The sequence below is a fragment of the Microbispora catharanthi genome (assembly GCF_006334915.2).
Taxonomy (GTDB): Bacteria; Actinomycetota; Actinomycetes; order Streptosporangiales; family Streptosporangiaceae; genus Microbispora; species Microbispora catharanthi.
Genome location: NZ_VDMA02000006.1, coordinates 290,799 through 307,918 on the forward strand (window position 1 = coordinate 290,799; position 17,120 = coordinate 307,918).

19 protein-coding genes are annotated in these 17,120 nt (G+C 73.0%); 13 read left to right on the forward strand and 6 right to left on the reverse strand.

All coding sequences use genetic code 11. The annotated features are described in order from the left end of the window. Positions 1 to 88: 88 nt before the first annotated feature. From aroC to FH610_RS13945, 5 genes are read left to right on the forward strand one after another with little or no spacing between them, the layout of a single operon-like run. Positions 89 to 1,267, forward strand: coding sequence for a chorismate synthase (gene aroC, locus FH610_RS13925; RefSeq protein WP_139574787.1), 1,179 nt, complete (start codon positions 89 to 91; stop codon positions 1,265 to 1,267). Positions 1,268 to 1,281: 14 nt separating this feature from the next. Then, the gene (locus FH610_RS13930; protein WP_139574788.1) at positions 1,282 to 1,794 is read left to right on the forward strand and encodes a shikimate kinase; all 513 of its coding nucleotides are present in this window, start codon (positions 1,282 to 1,284) and stop codon (positions 1,792 to 1,794) included. Beyond that, the gene (gene aroB / locus FH610_RS13935) at positions 1,791 to 2,867 is read left to right on the forward strand and encodes a 3-dehydroquinate synthase (protein ID WP_139574790.1); all 1,077 of its coding nucleotides are present in this window, start codon (positions 1,791 to 1,793) and stop codon (positions 2,865 to 2,867) included. Before FH610_RS13930 ends, aroB begins: the two co-directional genes overlap by 4 nt. Next, the gene (aroQ, locus tag FH610_RS13940) at positions 2,864 to 3,298 is read left to right on the forward strand and encodes a type II 3-dehydroquinate dehydratase (protein WP_030505341.1); all 435 of its coding nucleotides are present in this window, start codon (positions 2,864 to 2,866) and stop codon (positions 3,296 to 3,298) included. The genes aroB and aroQ overlap by 4 nt, the downstream gene beginning before the upstream one ends. A gap of 14 nt (positions 3,299 to 3,312) precedes the next feature. After that, positions 3,313 to 4,107, forward strand: a complete 795-nt coding sequence (locus tag FH610_RS13945; protein WP_139574967.1) for an SGNH/GDSL hydrolase family protein — start codon at positions 3,313 to 3,315, stop codon at positions 4,105 to 4,107. A gap of 63 nt (positions 4,108 to 4,170) precedes the next feature. Here the strand turns inward: FH610_RS13945 and FH610_RS13950 are convergent, their stop codons facing one another. Next, positions 4,171 to 4,662 (reverse strand): NUDIX hydrolase, encoded by a 492-nt coding sequence (locus FH610_RS13950; protein WP_139574792.1) that lies wholly within the window; start codon positions 4,660 to 4,662, stop codon positions 4,171 to 4,173. Positions 4,663 to 4,894: 232 nt separating this feature from the next. Between FH610_RS13950 and FH610_RS13955 the strand changes: the two genes are divergently transcribed. Next, complete coding sequence (locus FH610_RS13955) at positions 4,895 to 5,635, forward strand: hypothetical protein (RefSeq protein ID WP_205825753.1); 741 nt, start codon at positions 4,895 to 4,897, stop codon at positions 5,633 to 5,635. Positions 5,636 to 5,678: 43 nt separating this feature from the next. On the opposite strand, the gene FH610_RS13960 is transcribed toward FH610_RS13955, so the two are convergent. Then, positions 5,679 to 7,757, reverse strand: coding sequence for an ATP-dependent DNA helicase (locus FH610_RS13960; RefSeq protein WP_139574793.1), 2,079 nt, complete (start codon positions 7,755 to 7,757; stop codon positions 5,679 to 5,681). 225 nt (positions 7,758 to 7,982) lie between these two features. Here FH610_RS13960 and FH610_RS13965 point away from each other — a divergent pair, with 225 nt between their 5' ends. Together FH610_RS13965 and FH610_RS13970 are read left to right on the forward strand one after the other, a co-directional pair. Further along, positions 7,983 to 9,236 (forward strand): hypothetical protein, encoded by a 1,254-nt coding sequence (locus tag FH610_RS13965; protein WP_139574795.1) that lies wholly within the window; start codon positions 7,983 to 7,985, stop codon positions 9,234 to 9,236. A 47-nt stretch (positions 9,237 to 9,283) separates the two neighbouring features. Then, positions 9,284 to 10,873: a Na+/H+ antiporter gene (locus FH610_RS13970; RefSeq protein WP_139574796.1), complete on the forward strand. Its 1,590-nt coding sequence runs from the start codon at positions 9,284 to 9,286 to the stop codon at positions 10,871 to 10,873. Between the two features lie 18 nt (positions 10,874 to 10,891). On the opposite strand, the gene FH610_RS13975 is transcribed toward FH610_RS13970, so the two are convergent. Beyond that, entirely contained in the window at positions 10,892 to 11,152 is a 261-nt protein-coding gene (locus tag FH610_RS13975; RefSeq protein WP_139574798.1) for a ubiquitin carboxyl-terminal hydrolase 14, read from the reverse strand. 265 nt (positions 11,153 to 11,417) lie between these two features. Here FH610_RS13975 and FH610_RS13980 point away from each other — a divergent pair, with 265 nt between their 5' ends. After that, the gene (locus FH610_RS13980; RefSeq protein ID WP_139574800.1) at positions 11,418 to 11,984 is read left to right on the forward strand and encodes a ferritin-like domain-containing protein; all 567 of its coding nucleotides are present in this window, start codon (positions 11,418 to 11,420) and stop codon (positions 11,982 to 11,984) included. Between the two features lie 96 nt (positions 11,985 to 12,080). Next, positions 12,081 to 12,446, forward strand: coding sequence for a hypothetical protein (locus tag FH610_RS13985; RefSeq protein WP_139574802.1), 366 nt, complete (start codon positions 12,081 to 12,083; stop codon positions 12,444 to 12,446). Positions 12,447 to 12,473: 27 nt separating this feature from the next. On the opposite strand, the gene FH610_RS13990 is transcribed toward FH610_RS13985, so the two are convergent. Continuing rightward, the gene (locus FH610_RS13990) at positions 12,474 to 13,868 is read right to left on the reverse strand and encodes an MFS transporter (RefSeq protein WP_205825754.1); all 1,395 of its coding nucleotides are present in this window, start codon (positions 13,866 to 13,868) and stop codon (positions 12,474 to 12,476) included. Positions 13,869 to 13,947: 79 nt separating this feature from the next. On the opposite strand from FH610_RS13990, the gene FH610_RS13995 reads away from it, so the two are divergent. The 3 genes from FH610_RS13995 to FH610_RS14005 are packed head-to-tail and all read left to right on the forward strand — an operon-like array spanning position 13,948 to position 15,531. After that, positions 13,948 to 14,808: a helix-turn-helix domain-containing protein gene (locus FH610_RS13995; RefSeq protein WP_139574804.1), complete on the forward strand. Its 861-nt coding sequence runs from the start codon at positions 13,948 to 13,950 to the stop codon at positions 14,806 to 14,808. 53 nt (positions 14,809 to 14,861) lie between these two features. After that, positions 14,862 to 15,197 (forward strand): YidH family protein, encoded by a 336-nt coding sequence (locus FH610_RS14000; protein ID WP_139574806.1) that lies wholly within the window; start codon positions 14,862 to 14,864, stop codon positions 15,195 to 15,197. A 7-nt stretch (positions 15,198 to 15,204) separates the two neighbouring features. Continuing rightward, positions 15,205 to 15,531, forward strand: a complete 327-nt coding sequence (locus FH610_RS14005) for a DUF202 domain-containing protein (RefSeq protein ID WP_240808958.1) — start codon at positions 15,205 to 15,207, stop codon at positions 15,529 to 15,531. A gap of 116 nt (positions 15,532 to 15,647) precedes the next feature. Here the strand turns inward: FH610_RS14005 and FH610_RS14010 are convergent, their stop codons facing one another. Both FH610_RS14010 and FH610_RS14015 read right to left on the reverse strand, forming a co-directional pair. Beyond that, on the reverse strand, positions 15,648 to 16,529 hold the full coding sequence (locus FH610_RS14010; RefSeq protein ID WP_139574808.1) for a hypothetical protein: 882 nt from the start codon (positions 16,527 to 16,529) through the stop codon (positions 15,648 to 15,650). Further along, on the reverse strand, positions 16,529 to 17,092 hold the full coding sequence (locus FH610_RS14015; protein ID WP_139574810.1) for a hypothetical protein: 564 nt from the start codon (positions 17,090 to 17,092) through the stop codon (positions 16,529 to 16,531). Before FH610_RS14015 ends, FH610_RS14010 begins: the two co-directional genes overlap by 1 nt. Positions 17,093 to 17,120: the final 28 nt, after the last annotated feature.

Sequence of the window (17,120 nt, forward strand, 5' to 3'; positions counted from 1 at the left end):
TGCGGTTTCGGGTCAGGGGGCATCCGCGTACGGTCATGGGGGTGTCAGGGGGACGCCGCAGTCGGGCGCACATGGAAGACTTGTCACCATGCTGCGCTGGTTGACCGCCGGGGAGTCACACGGCCCCGAGCTTCTCGCGATCCTGGAAGGCCTGCCCGCCGGGGTGGAGGTGACCACCGCCGACCTCGCCGAGGCGCTGCGCCGCCGCCGTCTCGGATACGGCCGCGGGGCGCGGATGAAGTTCGAGCAGGACGAGGTGACGATCTCGGGCGGCGTACGGCACGGCCGCACGCTCGGCTCGCCCGTCGCGATCCGCATCGGCAACACCGAGTGGCCGAAGTGGGAGACCGTGATGGCCGCCGATCCGGTGGACCCGGCGGTGCTGGAGGGCCAGGCGCGCAACGCGCCGCGGTCGCGGCCCCGTCCCGGCCACGCGGACCTCGCCGGCATGCAGAAGTACGGCTTCGACGACGCGCGGCCGGTGCTCGACCGGGCCAGCGCCCGGGAGACCGCCGCCCGGGTGGCGCTCGGCCAGGTCGCCCGCGCCTTCCTCAAGCAGGCACTGGGCGTCGACATCGTCAGCCATGTGACCTCGATCGGCGAGGCCGTCGCGCCCCGCGACGTGCTTCCCGGCCCCGGCGACATGGAGGCGGTGGACGCCGACCCGGTGCGCTGCGTCGACCCGGCCGCGAGCGCGGCGATGGTCGCCGAGATCGACAAGGCGCACAAGGACGGCGACACCCTCGGCGGCGTGGTCGAGGTCGTCGTCTACGGCCTGCCGCCGGGCCTCGGCAGCTACACCCACTGGGACCGCCGTCTCGACTCCCGCCTCGCCGGGGCGCTCATGGGCATCCAGGCGATCAAGGGGGTCGCCGTCGGCGACGGCTTCGAGACCGCCCGCCGCCCCGGCTCGCGGGCCCACGACGAGATCGAGAACACCCCCGAGGGCGTGCGCCGGATGACCAACCGGGCCGGCGGCGTCGAGGGCGGCATGACCAACGGCGAGCCGCTGCGGGTCAGCGCCGCGATGAAGCCGATCTCCACCGTGCCGCGCGCGCTCGCCACGGTCGACGTGCTGACCGGCGAACCGGCCAAGGCGCACCACGAGCGCTCGGACGTCTGCGCGGTCCCGGCCGCCGCGATCGTCGCCGAGGCGATGGTGGCGCTGGTGCTCGCGGACGCGGCCGTCGAGAAGTTCGGCGGCGACTCCGTCGAAGAGGTCGCGCGCAACCTGTCGGGTTACCTGTCGTCCCTGGTCATCAAGTAATAGGGTTTGTGATCATGCAATCGGCGTCCCAAGGCCCCGCCGCGGTCCTCATCGGCCCGCCCGGCTCGGGCAAGTCCACGGTCGGGCGGCTCCTCGCGGACCGCCTCGGCCTGCCGTTCCGCGACACCGACGCCGACGTCGAGGCCGTCACGGGCAAGACCGTCAGCGACGTGTTCGTGGAGGACGGCGAGGAGAGGTTCCGCGAGCTGGAGGCGCAGGCCGTGCGCGACGCGCTGGAGACGCACCCGGGCGTGCTCGCGCTCGGCGGCGGGGCGATCATGCACGAGCACACCCAGAAGCTGCTGTCCGGCCACCGGGTCGTGTACCTCCAGGTCGGGCTCGACCAGGCGGTCAAGCGGGTCGGTCTCGCCTCGGCCCGCCCGCTGCTGGTGCTGAACCCGCGCAGCCGGCTGAGGCAGCTGATGGAGCAGCGCCGTCCGATCTACGAGGGCCTCGCCGCGATCACCGTCGCCACCGACGGCCGCGAGCCCGAGGACGTGGTGACCGAGATCGAGGGGGCGCTGTGACCGCGACACGCATCACCGTGCGCGGCGAGAGCCCGTACGACGTCGTCGTCGGCACCGATGTGCTGCCGGAGCTGCCGGGCCTGCTGGACGCGAAGGTGCGCACGGTCGCCGTGATCCACCCCGCCGGGCTGCCCGAGATCGCCAGGCCCGTGCGCGAGAGCCTGGAGGGCGCCGGACACGAGGTCGTCGCCCTGCCCGTGCCGGACGGCGAGGAGGCCAAGTCCGTCCACGTCGCGGCCGAGCTGTGGTCGGCGTTCGGCCGGTACGGCATCACGCGTTCCGACGCGGTCGTCGGCGTCGGCGGCGGGGCGACCACCGACCTGGCCGGATTCGTGGCCGCGACGTGGCTGCGCGGCGTCCAGGTCGTGCAGGTGCCGACCACGCTGCTGGCCATGGTGGACGCGGCCGTCGGCGGCAAGACCGGCATCAACACCCCCGAGGGCAAGAACCTGGTCGGGTCCTTCCACCCGCCGAAGGGCGTGCTGTGCGACCTGGCCACGCTGGCGAGCGTGCCGCGCGAGGACTACGTCGCCGGCCTCGCCGAGATCATCAAGGGTGGGTTCATCGCCGACCCCACGATCCTCATGCTGATCGAGGACGACCCCGCCGCCGCCCGCACCCCCGAGGGCGAGCACACCCGCGAGCTGGTCGAGCGCAAGATCCGGGTGAAGGCCGACGTCGTCGGGGCGGACCTGCGCGAAAGCGGCATCCGGGAGATCCTCAACTACGGCCACACCCTCGCCCACGCGATCGAGCGGGTCGAGGACTACCGCATCAGGCACGGCGAGGCCGTGGCCATCGGGCTGGTCTACGCCGCCGAGCTGTCCCGGCTCGACGGCCGCGTCGGCCGCGACGTCGTGGACCGCACACGCTCGATCCTCGAATCGGTCGGGCTGCCCACCTCCTACCGCGCCGACGCCTGGCCGCGGCTGCGCGAGCACATGCGCGTGGACAAGAAGGCCAGGGGAGCGGTGCTGCGGTTCGTCGTGCTCGACGACATCGGCAGGCCCGCCCGCCTGGAGAACCCCTCGGAGGAGCTGCTCGAAGCCGCCTACCGGGAGGTCGCCCGATGAGGCAGGTGCTCGTCCTGAACGGGCCCAACCTGGGCCGTCTCGGCAGCCGGGAGCCCGACGTCTACGGCGCGCAGACCTTCGACGACCTGGCCGCCCTGTGCCGCGAGTCCGGCCGCGAGCTGGGCCTGTCGGTGGAGGTCAGGCAGACCGACGACGAGGCCGAGCTGGTGAGCTGGATCCACGAGGCGGCCGACAGCAGGACCCCCGTGGTCCTCAACCCCGCCGCCTTCACCCACTATTCGTACGCGCTGCGCGACGCGATCGCGCAGCGCACGGCTCCGCTGGTCGAGGTGCACATCTCCAACCCGAACGCGCGGGAGGAGTTCCGCCACACCTCGGTCGTGGCGGCGGTGGCCACCGGGACGATCGCGGGGTTCGGCATGCGGTCGTACGAGCTCGCGCTGCGCGCGATCGCGGACATGGGCGAGTGACGAAAGAAGGGACCATGGGCTACCGGTCGTACGTGGCGGTCGGAGACAGTTTCACCGAGGGACTCAACGACCCCCTCCCGGACGCGCCCCCTCCGGCGCCGGGTGAGGTGGTCCGTTACCGGGGCTGGGCCGACCGGGTCGCCGAGCGGCTCGCCTTACTCGAACCGGACTTCCGCTACGCCAACCTCGCGGTGCGGGGGAAGCTGATCGACCAGATCGTCGCCGACCAGGTGCCCGTGGCCGTCCAGCTGAGGCCCGACCTCATCAGCTTCTGCGCGGGCGGCAACGACCTCATCCGCCCCGGCGCCGACCCCGACGAGATGGCCAAGAAGCTGGCCGCCGCCGTACGCGACCTGCGGGCCACCGGCGCCGACGTCGTGCTGTTCACCGGGACCGATCCCCGGGACACCCCGATCATGCGGCAGCTGCGCGGCAAGTTCGCGATCTTCTTCATGCACGTGCGCTCGATCGCCGACCTGTACGGCTGCCACCTGGTGGACATGTGGTCGATGCAGGGACTGCGGGACTGGCGGGCCTGGAGCGGCGACCGGCTGCACATGAACGCCGAGGGCCACCGCCTGGTCGCGGCCCGGGTCCTGCACGTGCTGGGCGTGCCCGGCGAGGACGACTGGCGCAAGACCTGGCCGCCCCGGGAGACGGTGGACCCGAGGGCCAAGCGCCGCGAGGACGTGCAGTGGCTCAGAGAGCACTTCGGCCCGTGGATCGGGCGGCGCCTTCGCGGCACGTCCTCCGGCGACGGCCTCGCCCCCAAGCGGCCCGAGCTCGGTCCGCTGCCCCCTGCTCCCTGACCCTGCTCCCTCTCCCCGACCCGGCGGGCCCGCGCCGCGGTGCCGGCGCGTCCCCGCCGACGACTACGCCGGCGTGCCGATCAGCGCCGTCGCGCGGCGCAGGCTCCGCGATGTCCAGGGTGGGCAGTCCGGATCGCCTTCGACCTCAGCGGCGGTGAGCCAGAGGAACTCCTCCACCTCCTCCGGCGAGGCGGCCACGGGCTGGGCGTGAGGCGGCATCGTCGCGCGGAAGACCACGTTGACGACGGGGTCGCCGTCGTCGGTGACGAAGAACCCGCTCTCCACATAGGAGAGTCGGGCTCCCGTGATGTCGACCCCGATCTCCTCGGCGACCTCACGCCGTGCCGTCTCCTCGAGCACGTCGAGTCCCGCGCCGTCTACCTCGACCTTGCCGCCCACGCCGGCGAGCATGCCGGGTGCGTGAGCCTCCCGCCTGCCGCGCCGGATGAGCAGCCACCGGCCGTCTCGCTCCAGGAAGACCTCGACGTTCACGACGAAGGCCGGTCGGCCGCCCCGGGTGAGGCACACCGACGTGACAGGGGTGTCAGCGCTCATCCCCCGCACTCTACGCGCGGTTGCGGGCCTCACGCCCTGCCCGAGGCGCGGATGGCGGCGCGCGGCCCCCGCACCGGCGCCACCGGCAGCCCGGCCGGTGCGAACGCCGCCTCAGACCAGAGGAGGTCCTACCACGGTCCGATGCGCGACGGGCGGGCATCGCGCGAGGATCCTGCTTCACTACCACCGGCGCAGTGGACGCCGATGCCCAATTCGAGCAAGGGGAGTGACGATGGCGTGGAAACGACGGCGCGTGCCCCGGCGCGGACGGGTGTGGCTGCTCGTCGTGCTCGCGGCCCTGCCGATCGCCGCGGCCGCCGTCGTGGCGGTGGCCTTCCCGTCGGTCGCCGCCACGACCTGCCCCGGCTGTTACGGGCTGGAGCGGCTGGCTCCGGACGTCTACACGGAATCGGGACTGCCGCCGGACCGGAGGCGGCAGGTGGTCTCCACCGTGGAGGAGGCGGAGCGGCGCGTCCGCGACTTCTACGGCGGCAGGCAGGCCTCTCCGCGGATCCTCGCCTGCCTCAGCGACCGCTGTTACCGCCGGATCGGCGGCGGAGGGGAGCGGGGCGTCGCGGTGCTGAACCGGGCGGTGATGCTGTCGCCCGAGGGGGTGGATCCGGTCATCGCCTCACACGAGATGTCGCACGTCGAACTGCATGCCCGGCTCGACTCGGGTGGTGCGGAGGTGCCCCAGTGGTTCGACGAGGGCCTGGCCGTCCTGGTCGCCGGCGACCCGCGGTATCTCGCGCCGGAGACGGCGGCCGACCGCTGCCTGGTGAGCACGGACGCCGCGCTGCCCGTGACGCTGGACGCCTGGCTGCGGGCGGCCGGCGCCGACCAGCGCACCTATGCGAAGGCGGCGTGCCGGGTGAGCCGATGGGTCACCGCGAACGGCGGGCCGCACGCCGTGCTCGACCTCGTCCGGCGCCTCAACGCGGGGGAGACGTTCGGCACGGTCACGAAGATGTGACCGGAGCCGGAGCGGCCGGGTTCCCCTCACGCGGAGGCCCGGCTCAGGAGTCGGCGGTGAGGCGGCGCAGGGCGTCGCGGACCTTCGCGGGATCGGTGGTGCGCCAGAAGGGCGGCAGCGAGTTGAGCAGGAACCCGCTGTAACGGGCGGTGGCGAGCCTCGGATCGAGAACGGCGACGACGCCCCGGTCGTCCATCGACCGCAGCAGCCGGCCCGCGCCCTGCGCCAGCAGCAGCGCGGCGTGGGTGGCTGCCACCGCCATGAACCCGTTGCCCCCCGTGGCCGCCACGTGCCGCTGCCGGGCCGAGGCGAGCGGGTCGTCGGGTCGCGGGAACGGGATCCTGTCGATGATCACCAGGGTCAGCGACGGGCCCGGCACGTCGACGCCCTGCCACAGGGACAGCGTGCCGAACAGGCAGGTGGCGGGGTCGCCCGCGAACTGCTTGACGAGCTGCGAGGTCGAGTCGTCGCCCTGGCAGAGCAGCGGCACGTCGAGCCGCTCGCGCAGCGCCTCCGTGGCGGCCTTCGCGGCCCGCATGGAGGAGAACAGACCGAGCGTCCGGCCGCCGGCCGCCTCGATGAGCTCGGCGATCTCGTCGACGTACGCCTCGGGCAGGCCGTCGCGGCCGGGCTGGGGGAGATGCGTGGCGACGTAGAGGATGCCCCGGCGCGGGTGATCGAACGGCGAGCCGACGTCGAGGCCGGTCCACTCCCCGGCTCGCAGGCCCCACTGGCGGGACAGGCTGTCGAACGAGCCGCCGAGTGCGAGCGTCGCGCTCGTGAGGACGACGGTGCGGTCGCCGAACAGCTTGTCGCGCAGCATGCCGCCGACCGAGAGCGGCGCCACCCGCAGGGTGGGAGGAACGCGCCCGCGCCCCTCCTCCAGCCAGACGACCTCCGCCCGGTGGACCTCCTCGGACCGCGCGTCACCCGGGCCGCCGTTCGCGCCGCGCTCCGAATCCCGTGAGCCTCCTGAGTCCCCGGTGTCCTCCGAGTCGTCTCCGGCCTCGTCGCGGCCGGCCGCCGGGCCGAAGGCGTCGAGCATGCGCTGGGCGGTGTCGTGCACCTCGTCCAGCGCCGTGAAGGCGGCCTTGCGCAGCCCGGCGTTCTCCGGGTCGTCCTTGTCCTTGTTGCGCGGTCCGAGGGCCGTGATGCAGGCGAAGGCGGCGTCGCGCACCAGCGCGAGCGTCATCCCGAGCGACCCCGGCAGCGTGTCGACGCGGCCGGGCGGGGCGACGGCCAGCAGGGAGCGCAGGTCCTCACCCGCCTCCTGGAGCCGGTCGGCCACCCCCTGCTCGACGAGCCGTCCGGCCCGGCGCACGGCGAGGCTCACCGTGCTCTCCGACAACTCTCCGGTGACCACCGACGTCACCCGGTCGACCAGCTCGTGCGCCTCGTCCACCACGACCACGTCGTGCTCGGGCAGGACCGCGAAGTCCTCCATGGCGTCGATCGCCAGCAGCGCGTGGTTGGTGACCACGACGTCGGCCTCGCCCGCGCGCTCCCGCGCGAGCTCGGCGAAGCAGTCGGCGCCGCTGGGGCACCGCTGGGCCCCCAGGCACTCCCGGGCCGTCACGGAGAACTGCCGCCAGGCCTGGTCGCTCACGCCGGGCACGATCTCGTCGCGGTCGCCGGTCTCGGTCTCGTTGGCCCACTCCTGGATGCGCTGCACCATCCGGCCGGTGGCGCTGACCTCACGCGGGTCGAAGAGCTGGTCGTCCTCGTCCTCGGGCATCCCGTCGGCCATCTTGTGGCGGCACAGGTAGTTGCGGCGGCCCTTCAGGATCGCGAACTCGGGCCGGTGCGGCAGCAGGCTCTCCAGCGCGTCGGCCAGCCGGGGCAGGTCGCGGTCGACCAGCTGGCGTTGCAGCGCGATCGTGGCGGTGGACACCACCACGGCCTCGCCCTTCTCGGCCGCGTGCCTGATCGCGGGCACGAGATAGGCCAGCGACTTGCCGGTGCCGGTGCCGGCCTGCACCGCGAGGTGCTCCTCGCTCTCGACGGCGTCGCGCACCGCCTGTGCCATCTTGACCTGCCCCGGGCGCTCGACGCCGCCCAGTGCGGTCACCGCGGCGGTGAGGAGTTCTTCGACGGGCGGGAGCTCGGGACGGTCCTTGGGCACGGAAGAACGCTACCCGGTGCCACCGACATCCTGTGCGTGTCCGCCCCACCACATCCTGGCGTTCCAGGAACTCCCTCCCGGCACGCGTGGCACACTGAGATGTCAGTGCTCTCAAGGTCAACAGCGATCTACCCAGTGAGGTCGAAAAGGGGCGAAACGGAAGTTTCGCGAGGGTTCCCGAGATCGAGTGGACGGAAAAGGGCAGGTAAAGGCACTATGTCTGCCATGTCGGAAGTTGTCCCACTGCCATCGTTCGGCGAGGTGTTCTTCGACGCGCGAGGCCAGGACCGTGTGCTCCGGGTCACGTGGCACGACGGCACGCTGGTGCTGAGCCTGTGGCGGGGCGAGATGTGCACGGCCAGTTTCCGCATGCCCATGAACGACGTGGGACGGCTGATCGACACTCTCGACGAGGGTTTCGCCGAGGCGGGTGGCGAGGAGCAGGACGCCGGGACGGGACCGTTCCCCCGGCAGGGAACGGCGGGCCAGGACGGCTACGCCCCCCAGGAGCCGTACCCCGCGCACCCGCAGGACCAGGGGCAGGACGCCTACGCGACCCAGGTCCACGACCCGTACGCCACGCAGGTCCACGACCCGTACGCGGCCGAATCCCCGGACGCGTACGCGACGCGGGCCCAGGACGCCTACGCCGTGCCCGACGCGTACGCGGGGCAGCCCGGTGACGGATACGCGGCGCAGGACCCCTACGGCGCGCCCCAGAACGCCCCGCACAACGCGCCCCAGATCCCGTACGGCCAGGTCCGGGACGGGTACGCAGGCGACGAGGGCCACGCCACCGCGCCCGACGGCTACGGCCAGGCCCCGGACGGGTACGGCAGGGCCAGCGACGGCTACGCGCAGGGCGAGAACGGATACGTCGCCCGGGACCGTCGCGGATCGCACGACGCCGGGTTCCCCGAGCAGCCCGCCCCGTCCGGCTACAACTACCCGGACTATCCCGGCCCCGATTATCCGGGGACGGGGCAGTACGCCCGTCCGCCGGTGCCGCCGCCCGCCCCGGCCCCCGAGGCCTACCCGGCGCCCGCCGCGCTCGGCCCCAACGACGTGCTCGTCGCCCGGGGCACGCCCACCCAGGACCGCCTCGTCGCCTCCTCGGCCCAGACCGGGCCGCAGCCGGCCTACCCCCAGGCTCCGCAACCTCATGCCCCGCAACCTCACGCCCCGCAGCCCGCGGGGCCGCAGCCCGGGGCGGTCGACCCGAGCGACCCCCTCGGCCTCGGCGCGGTCCGGCCCTACGTCAACGAGCAGCACCCGAGCGAGCAGTACGCGAGCGAACCGCCGCTCTACACCACGGGCGAGCGCCTGCGGCCGGACCAGTGGCCGGCCGGTCAGGCCCCGGACCAGCACGCCGAGCACGAGCGCCGCGGGGGGCGGCGCGGCGGGCAGCCCGCCGCGGACTCCCCGATCCCCTGGTCGGACGAGGACGGGGAGGGCTGGGATACCTCACGGGGGTGGTGAGGGTCCCGGTCCGCGGGAGTTGCAGCTGTAAGTAACCTCGTCGTTTGATGGACACATCAACGGCACTGCAGTTCCTCCTGCTCCCGGCCGGCGCCCTCGGCGTCGCCGCCCTGGCCAGATGGCGTGACTGGTCGGCCCCACTGCTCCTGGTGGTGGCCGGCCTGGCCGCCTCCTACGTGCCCGGGGTCCCCGACTACAGCCTCGACCCCCATATCGTCCTGGTGGTCTTCCTGCCGCCGATGCTCTACTCGGCGGCGCTGGACAGCTCATACCTGCGGCTGCGCGACGCCGCCAGGCCCGTCGGCCTCCTGGCCGTCGGGCTCGTCCTGGCGACCACCCTGGTGGTCGGCTTCGTCGCGCACGCGATCGTCCCCCAGCTCCCGCTCGCGGCGGCCTTCGCGCTCGGCGCGATCGTCGCCCCTCCCGACGCCGTGTCGGCGGTCGCCATCGGACGCAGGCTCGGCCTGCCGCGACGCGCGCTGACCATCCTCGTGGGCGAGAGCCTGTTCAACGACGCCACGGCGCTGACCGCCTACCGCGTCGCGGTCGGCGCGGTGACCGGCGCCGCCGCCGACCTGCTCGACATCGGCGGGCAGTTCCTCCTGGCCGCCGGCCTCGGCGTGGCGATCGGCCTCGCCATCGCCTACCTCGCGGGGTTTGTGCTGCGGCGGCTCGACGACGCGCTGATCGCCAACGGCGTCTCGCTGCTCGTGCCGTACGCCGCCTACCTCGCGGCCGAGGCGGTGCACGCCTCCGGGGTGATCGCCGTCGTGATCGTCGGCATCTACCTGGGCCACGAGCTCAGCCGGACGACGTACGGCACCCGGCTGCTGTCGGGCGCGGTGTGGAAGGTCGCCGACCTGGTCCTGGAGTCGATCGTGTTCGCCCTGATCGGCCTGCAACTGCGTCCGATCATCGCCGGGCTGAACGGCGAGCGGCCGGGAGAGCTGGCGACGTACGCGATCGTGCTGTTCCTGGTGGTCGTGCTCGTGCGGATCGCGTGGGTGCCGCCCAGCACCTACCTGCCGCGGATGCTGTCGAAGCGGGTGCGCGCCCGGGAGCCCAAGACGCCGTCCTGGCAGAACGTGATGCTGACGAGCTGGGCGGGCATGCGCGGGGTGGTGTCGCTGGCCGCGGCCTTCGCCCTGCCCGAGCACTTCCCCCAGCGCAACCTGCTGCTGTTCCTGACGTTCGCGATCGTCGTGGGCACGCTGATCGTCCACGGGCTCTCGTTCCCCTGGCTGATCAGGCGGCTGGGCGTCTCCACCGCCCGGGAACGGTACGCCGACGACCTCGCGGAGGCGGGCGCCCAGCAGGCCGCCGCGGCCGCGGCCCTGGCGCGGCTGGAGGAACTCACCTCCGACGGCGTGCTGGACGTCCACGAAGAGGTCGTCGACCAGTTGCGCACCCGCTCCGAGCGCCGGGCCCTGCACGCCTGGGAGCGGCTCGGCGGCGGCACCGGCCCCGAGGGCGAGGAGACGCCCGCCTCGCTCTACCGGCGGCTGCGCCGCGAGATGCTCGCCGCGGAACGCGAGGTGTTCGTGCGGCTGCGCGACGAGCGGCGCATCGACGACGAGGTCCTCCATCGCGTCATGCAGGAGCTCGACTTCGAAGAGGCGACGCTCGAACGCGGCTGAGCGGGCTCAGGGCGCGGCCTACTGGCTCAGGCGCTGGTCCACGAAGCACCAGCGCCAGTTCTCTCCCGGCTCGAACGAGCGGATCACCGGGTGGCCGATCTCCTTGTAGTGAGCGGTGGCGTGCTTGCCGGGAGAGGAGTCGCAGCAGCCGATGTGGCCGCACTCCAGGCACTTGCGCAGGTGGACCCATCGCATGCCGCGCTCCAGGCACTCCTGGCAGCCTTCGGGCGTGAGCGGCTCAGGGTCGGCCGCCACGAGCAGGTGTTCGCAATTCCCCATGCCGCAGATGCTACGGCCCGCGATCGGGTGCCCGACGCGCCCCCGCGTCCGTGGGCCGTGTACGCCGAACCTCTACAAACTCCCCCTCGGGATCTGCACATCGCTTCCGTAGGTTCGTGGGCCATGACGACGACGGTCGACACGGGCGACTTCACCGCCTGGTTACGCGACTTCGAGGGCGCGGCGCTGTTGCGGCGCACCTGGGGCGACCCCGACTGGAGCACGGCTGGAGCCCGCCCTCGTACGGAGCCTCCAACGGTTCCAGGTGGGGGAGGACGGCGACGGCGCCCGCCTGATGGACAAGGCCCGTCAGGCGGGCGACCCCGTGTACGCGGAGGCGGTCCGCCTGTTCGTGGCCGAGGAGTGCGAGCACGCCCGCCTGCTGGGCCGGCTCCTGGAGGCGGCGGGCGCGGCGACGATCTCCGGACACTGGACCGACGCCGCCTTCGTCCGGCTGCGGCGGCTCCTCGGGCTGCGCACGGAGCTGATGGTCCTGATGCTCGCCGAGGTGGTCGCGCTCGGCTACTACCGGGCGGTGCGCGACGGCGTTCGGGACCTGCTCGCCGCGGAGGTCGCGGGCCGGATCCTCGCCGACGAGCTGCGCCATGTGCCCTTCCACCGTGACCGGCTGCGGCGGTCCTTCCTGAGGTCCTCCCGGCTGTCGCGGGTGATCGCCTCGGCCCTGTGGTGGTCGCTGCTGGCGGGCGTGCTGGCCGTGGTCTCCCTTGATCACGGCGACGCCCTGTGCCGGGCCGGAGTGTCCAGGACCGCCTTCGCCCGCGAGGTCGCGGGGTATTTCCGCGGCGTCGTCGCCGAGGTGATGACGCGGTGACGACGCGGTGATGACGGGGTGAGTGCGGAGGGGCCCGAAGGGCGCCCCGGCTTCGGTTCCGCGGCGGGCGGGCCGCCGTTGGGTAGGGTGATCGGCATGCGACTCCTCCCGTTCGCCGCCGCCTGCGCGGCCGCCGTCCTGCTCGCCTCCGGCTGCGCGAGCGCGGACAAGGCGCAGACGTGCGCCGAGTCGACGCGACTGATCACCCAGACCATCAGCGAAATCGGCAAGGTCGTGGACGACCCCGCCGCCATGCGCAAGAAGATCGAGGACGGCGCCGCCGATCTGGAGGACATGGCGAACAAGGCCGCCGACACCACGCTCAGGGACGCCCTCCAGGGACTCGCCGACAGCCTCAAGAAGCTCGATGTCGACGACGCCAACGCGGCGGTGGACGCGGCGCAGAAGGTCGCCACCGACGGCGCGAGCTACCTGCGCGAGGTCAGCCGGGCCTGCCTCTGACCCGGCCCCCGGCACCGCCCCCTCCGCTCAGGCGCGGTCCGCGAGCCGGTCCCTTCCGGCCGGACCGAGTGCGAGCGTGACCACCACGCCGGTCACGGAGATCACGGCGGCGACCAGGACGGCGGAGCGCAGACCGCCGGCGGTGGCGGCGCGCAGCGCCTCCCCGGTCAGGCCGGCGGTCCCGCGGCCGGCCACGGCCACCAGGACGGCCAGGCCCGCGGCGCTGCCCGCCTGCAGGACGGTGGAGGACAGGCCGGAGACCACGCCCTGCTCCTGCGGGGCCACGCCGGTCGAGGCGAGGATGAACATCGTGGAGAACCACAGGCCCGCGCCGACCCCGAACCCGACGACGCCGGCCAGCAGACCGAGGTAGGACCCGTCGGCCGACAGGCGCCACGCCAGCACCGCCGTGCCCGTCGCCCCCACGGCCATGCCGAGGATCAGCGTGCCGCGCAGGCCGAGGCGCGGGATGAGCCGTTCGGCGGCCAGATTGCCCGCGGTGATCGCGAGGGTGGGACCGAGGAAGGCCAGGCCCGACGCGGCGGCGTCGTAGCCGAGCACGTCCTGGAAGTGCAGCGTGAGGAAGTACGGCACGCACTGCAGGGTCAGGCCGTAGACCAGGATGACCCCGGCCCCGGCGGCCGTGTGCCGGTTGGCGAGCAGCCGCGGCGGCAGCAACGGCTCGCGGCTCCGCGCCTCGATCACGAGGAAGGCGGCGAGCAGCCCGGCCGCCGCGGCGGCGGACGCCAGGGCGCCGGGGGAGGTCCAGCCCCGCTGAGGACCCTGCGCGACGGCGAACACGAGTCCGGTGACGCCCGCGGTGCCGATGAGGGCTCCCGGCAGGTCGAGTCCGCCGGCCCGCCGCCTCCCGTCCGGTGTCAGCACGGCGAACGCCGCAGCGGCGCCCACCGTGGTCAGCGGCACGTTCACGAAGAAGACCGCCTCCCAGCCGAACGCGCGGGTCAGGACGCCGCCGAGCAGCGCGCCGAGGCTCAGCCCGGCGGCGCCGCACGTCGCCCACACGGTCATCGCCCGGTTGCGCGCGGGCCCCTCCGCGAACATGGTGACGACCAGAGAGAGGGTCGCGGGCATCAGCACCGCTCCGCCGAGCCCCTGCAGCGCCCTGGCGCAGACCAGCGGTGCGGGGGAGGAGGCCAGCCCGCCGAGCAGTGAGGCGGCGCCGTACAGCAGCAGGCCGGCGACGAACATGCGCCGCCTGCCGAGCAGATCGGACAGGCGGCCCCCGAGCAGCAGGAAGCCGCCGAAGGGCACCGCGTAGCCGCTGACCACCCATTGCAGCGCGTACGGGGAGAACCCCGCCTCGCGGGCGATCTGCGGCAGCGCGACGTAGACGACGGTGAAGTCCAGGGCGGTGATCGAGCTGCCCAGGCCGAGAAGGACGAGAGGGATCACGGATCGCATGCAGGCAGCCTGATCGCGGCCCCGGGTCCCAGCCAGCCCCGAGTTCTGACTACTCAAAAGTCGCCTAGGCTGGACGACCGTGGATCGAGGGGTCGAACTCAGCGAGTTCCTCAAGTCCCGCAGAGCGCGGGTGCGGCCGGAGGACGTCGGCCTGCCCTACAAGGGCAACGGGACGCGGCGCGTGCGCGGCCTGCGCCGCGAGGAGCTGGCGCTCGCGGCGGGGGTCAGCGTCAGTCACTACACGCGCCTGGAACAGGGCAACAGTCGGAACGTCTCGGCCGAGGTGCTGGACGCGATCGCCGACGTGCTGCGGCTTACCGGGGACGAGCGGGCCTACCTGCACGCGTTGGCCCGCCCGGCGCATCGGCGCCAGGACGTCGCGCGGGCCCCGGTCAGGCCGGGGCTGCAGCGTGTCCTGGACTCGCTGGTGCTCACCCCGGCGCTCGTCCTCGGGCGGCACGCCGACGTGGTGGCCTGGAACAGGCCGGCGGCCGCCGTGTTCGCCGACTTCGCCGCGATCCCGGAAGAGCGCAGGACGATCGCCCACCTGATCTTCCTGGACGAGGGGATCAGGCGCATGCACGGCGAGGGGTGGCCGCGGCTGGCCCGGGAGCACGTGGCCCAGCTCCGCGTCCTGGCCGCGCGTCACCCGCAGAACGCGAAGATCATGGAGCACGTCGACACCATCTGCCGGCAGAGCCCCGAGTTCGGGAAACTGTGGCACGAGCATCACGTGGCCGTCGCGACGCACCGCGACTACGTCCTCGACCACCCGGTCGCAGGCGAGCTGCGGCTGTCCGCCGAGCTCGTCGGCCTGTCCGGGGACCCCGAGCTGCAGGGGATGGACCTGTTCGCCGCAGAGCCCGGTTCGGAGTCGGAGGACAGGCTACGCCACCTGATCGCCACGACAACGCGTGTGGCGTCGTCCTGTCTCCCCTAAGAAGTGGCAACCCGGCAAATCTAGGGGAAAAGGGGCAGAAATAGCGTTCTCGCATGGAAGAGAACGAACCCGACCCCCGCTTCGTCCTCGCCAACGAGCGCACGTTCCTCACCTGGATCAGCACCTCCCTCGCGCTGAGCGCGGGCGGCATCGCCATCGCGGTCGTTCCCGAGGACGTCTTCGTGCCGTGGGTGCGCACGCTGCTCGCCGTCGTGCTCGTGCTGCTGTCCGCCGTGGCGGCCGGCTCGGCCTATCCCCGCTGGAGGCACATCGACCGGGCGCTCCGGCAGGACCGCGCACTCCCGCCGCCCGCCCTGGCCCCCATGTTCGGGTACGGCGTGGCCGGGGTGGCCGTCCTGGCCCTGTTCCTCATCCTCCTGGCGCGGTGAGCGGCGCGTGAACGGCGAGCCGAGGCCGGGCCTGCACAGCGAGCGGACCCGGATGGCCTGGGTCCGCACGGCCGTGACCATGTCGGGCTCGGCCGTCGGAGCGGCGGGGATCATGGTCCGCCACGACCTGCCCGGCCTCGCCGTCCCCTTCGCGGCGGCCGCGCTGGCCGGGGCGGTCCTGCTGCTGCGCACCGGGAGGCGGCACCGCGCCCTGGAGCGTACGCTCCGGCACGGGCGTCCGCTCGACCACCGGCTGGACGCCCGCATCGCCTGGGCGGGCGCGCTGGCCGTCGCCGCCGCGGCGCTGGTCGCGGTGCTCGTACTGGCCGCGTGAACCACCGGTCCGGCGGAGCCGGAAGGGGGACGCCGCTCCCGCGCGGCTCGCTCGCTCCTCCGTGCCGTCACGTGGAATGGCGGGTCGCCGAGGGGAATCGTGGCCGGCAGGATCTTTCAGATCGCCGGCACGGCTTCCATGCTGTGCGGACGCGGGCTGGTCTCCAGCCGGACGCCGCCGATGGCCGTCACCGCCGCCTTGTCCGCGTTCTTCCCCGCCCACGCCTCCGCCTGCCCGCGCAGGGTCCGATCGGGAGAAAGCAGAGTGTCGGCCATCATCGAGAAGAGGCTCGTGCACGCCTTCGATCTGGCGCCGAGATCGCAGCGGGCTTTCACGGACAGCACCTTGTCCGGCCCGTCGTACCAGATATAGACGGACATATGGAGCCTGGCGGCGTCGCCGGGCCGGCAGATCATCCCCATCTTGGCGCCGGTCAGCGGGTCGGACGCCGCGGACCTCGCGCAGCTCCACGAATTGGCCGCCTGCAGCCAGTTCACCGCGACCATGGTGATCGTCACCTTGGGCAGGTAGCGCTGCCTTCCCGTGGGGAACCTCCCAGGGAAGGAAGGCGCGGGGGCGTCCGTCACCGGTTCGGTGGTCGCCAGGCCGACGGCACCGCCGGCGACCCCGCCCAGCGCCAGCGCCGCGATCAGCGTACCCACCGTGACCAGCACGAACACCGCGGTTCCCGCCCGGCGGGGCCGAGGGCCGGCGTCGGAGGGGGCCGGAGGAGGAACCCCGGTTCCTGGGGGCGCGTACGGGGGCGTCTGCTGGACGGCGTACGGCTGGGCCGCCTGCGCTCCGGGTGTCTGCGGCCCGGGTGTCTGCGGCCCGGGCGAGGCCGCGGACGGGTGACCGGTCGCGGGCCTGGGAGGCGGCGCCGCGGTGAGGCCCTGCTGGGCGGGTGTTCCGGGAGGCGTCGGCACCGGCTGCCAGGCGGCGCCGTCCCACCAGAACCTGCCGTCGGGAGAGTACGGCCAGCCGGGTGGCGCCGCCATCAATGTCTCCTCTTCATCGTGAGCTCGATGGATCGGGTGTTCGCGTTCCGCTCCAGCGCGTACTCCCAGTCGAGAATGAAGGCGATATCCCCGTCGCCCGCGATCTGCTCGGCCAGCCAGCCGCCGACCTTCTTGACCGTCGGGGGATCGTCACGGTGGGGCAGCGTCGCGAACCACGACATGTAGTCCAACCCGGCCGCCGCCGTAGTGCTGTCCGGGTTGATGATCCTGGCCTCGACCTTGCTGATGTATTCGTAGAAGTCCGCCACGTTGACGGCGCGGAAGAGGTCCGCTTCGAACCGGACCTTGCCGATTCTCAGCTCACAGGACCAGAACCGCCTCTTGTCGGCGCAGGTGTGTCCCTGGCCCTGCAGCGCCTCCACCACGGTGCCGATCTCGAGGCCGGGAACGCAGTCGTGGCCGCAGTATTTCGTGTCCTGCTTGCGAACGTTGGAGGCGACGGCGTAGGCGCCGACGCCGGCGAGCAGGAAGACGACCGCGGCGATCGCCACGACCGTGATCCGGCGAGACCCGCGGCCACTCCGCGTCAACTCCACAGTCACGAAGACGGAGTATGGCAAGGATTCCCCA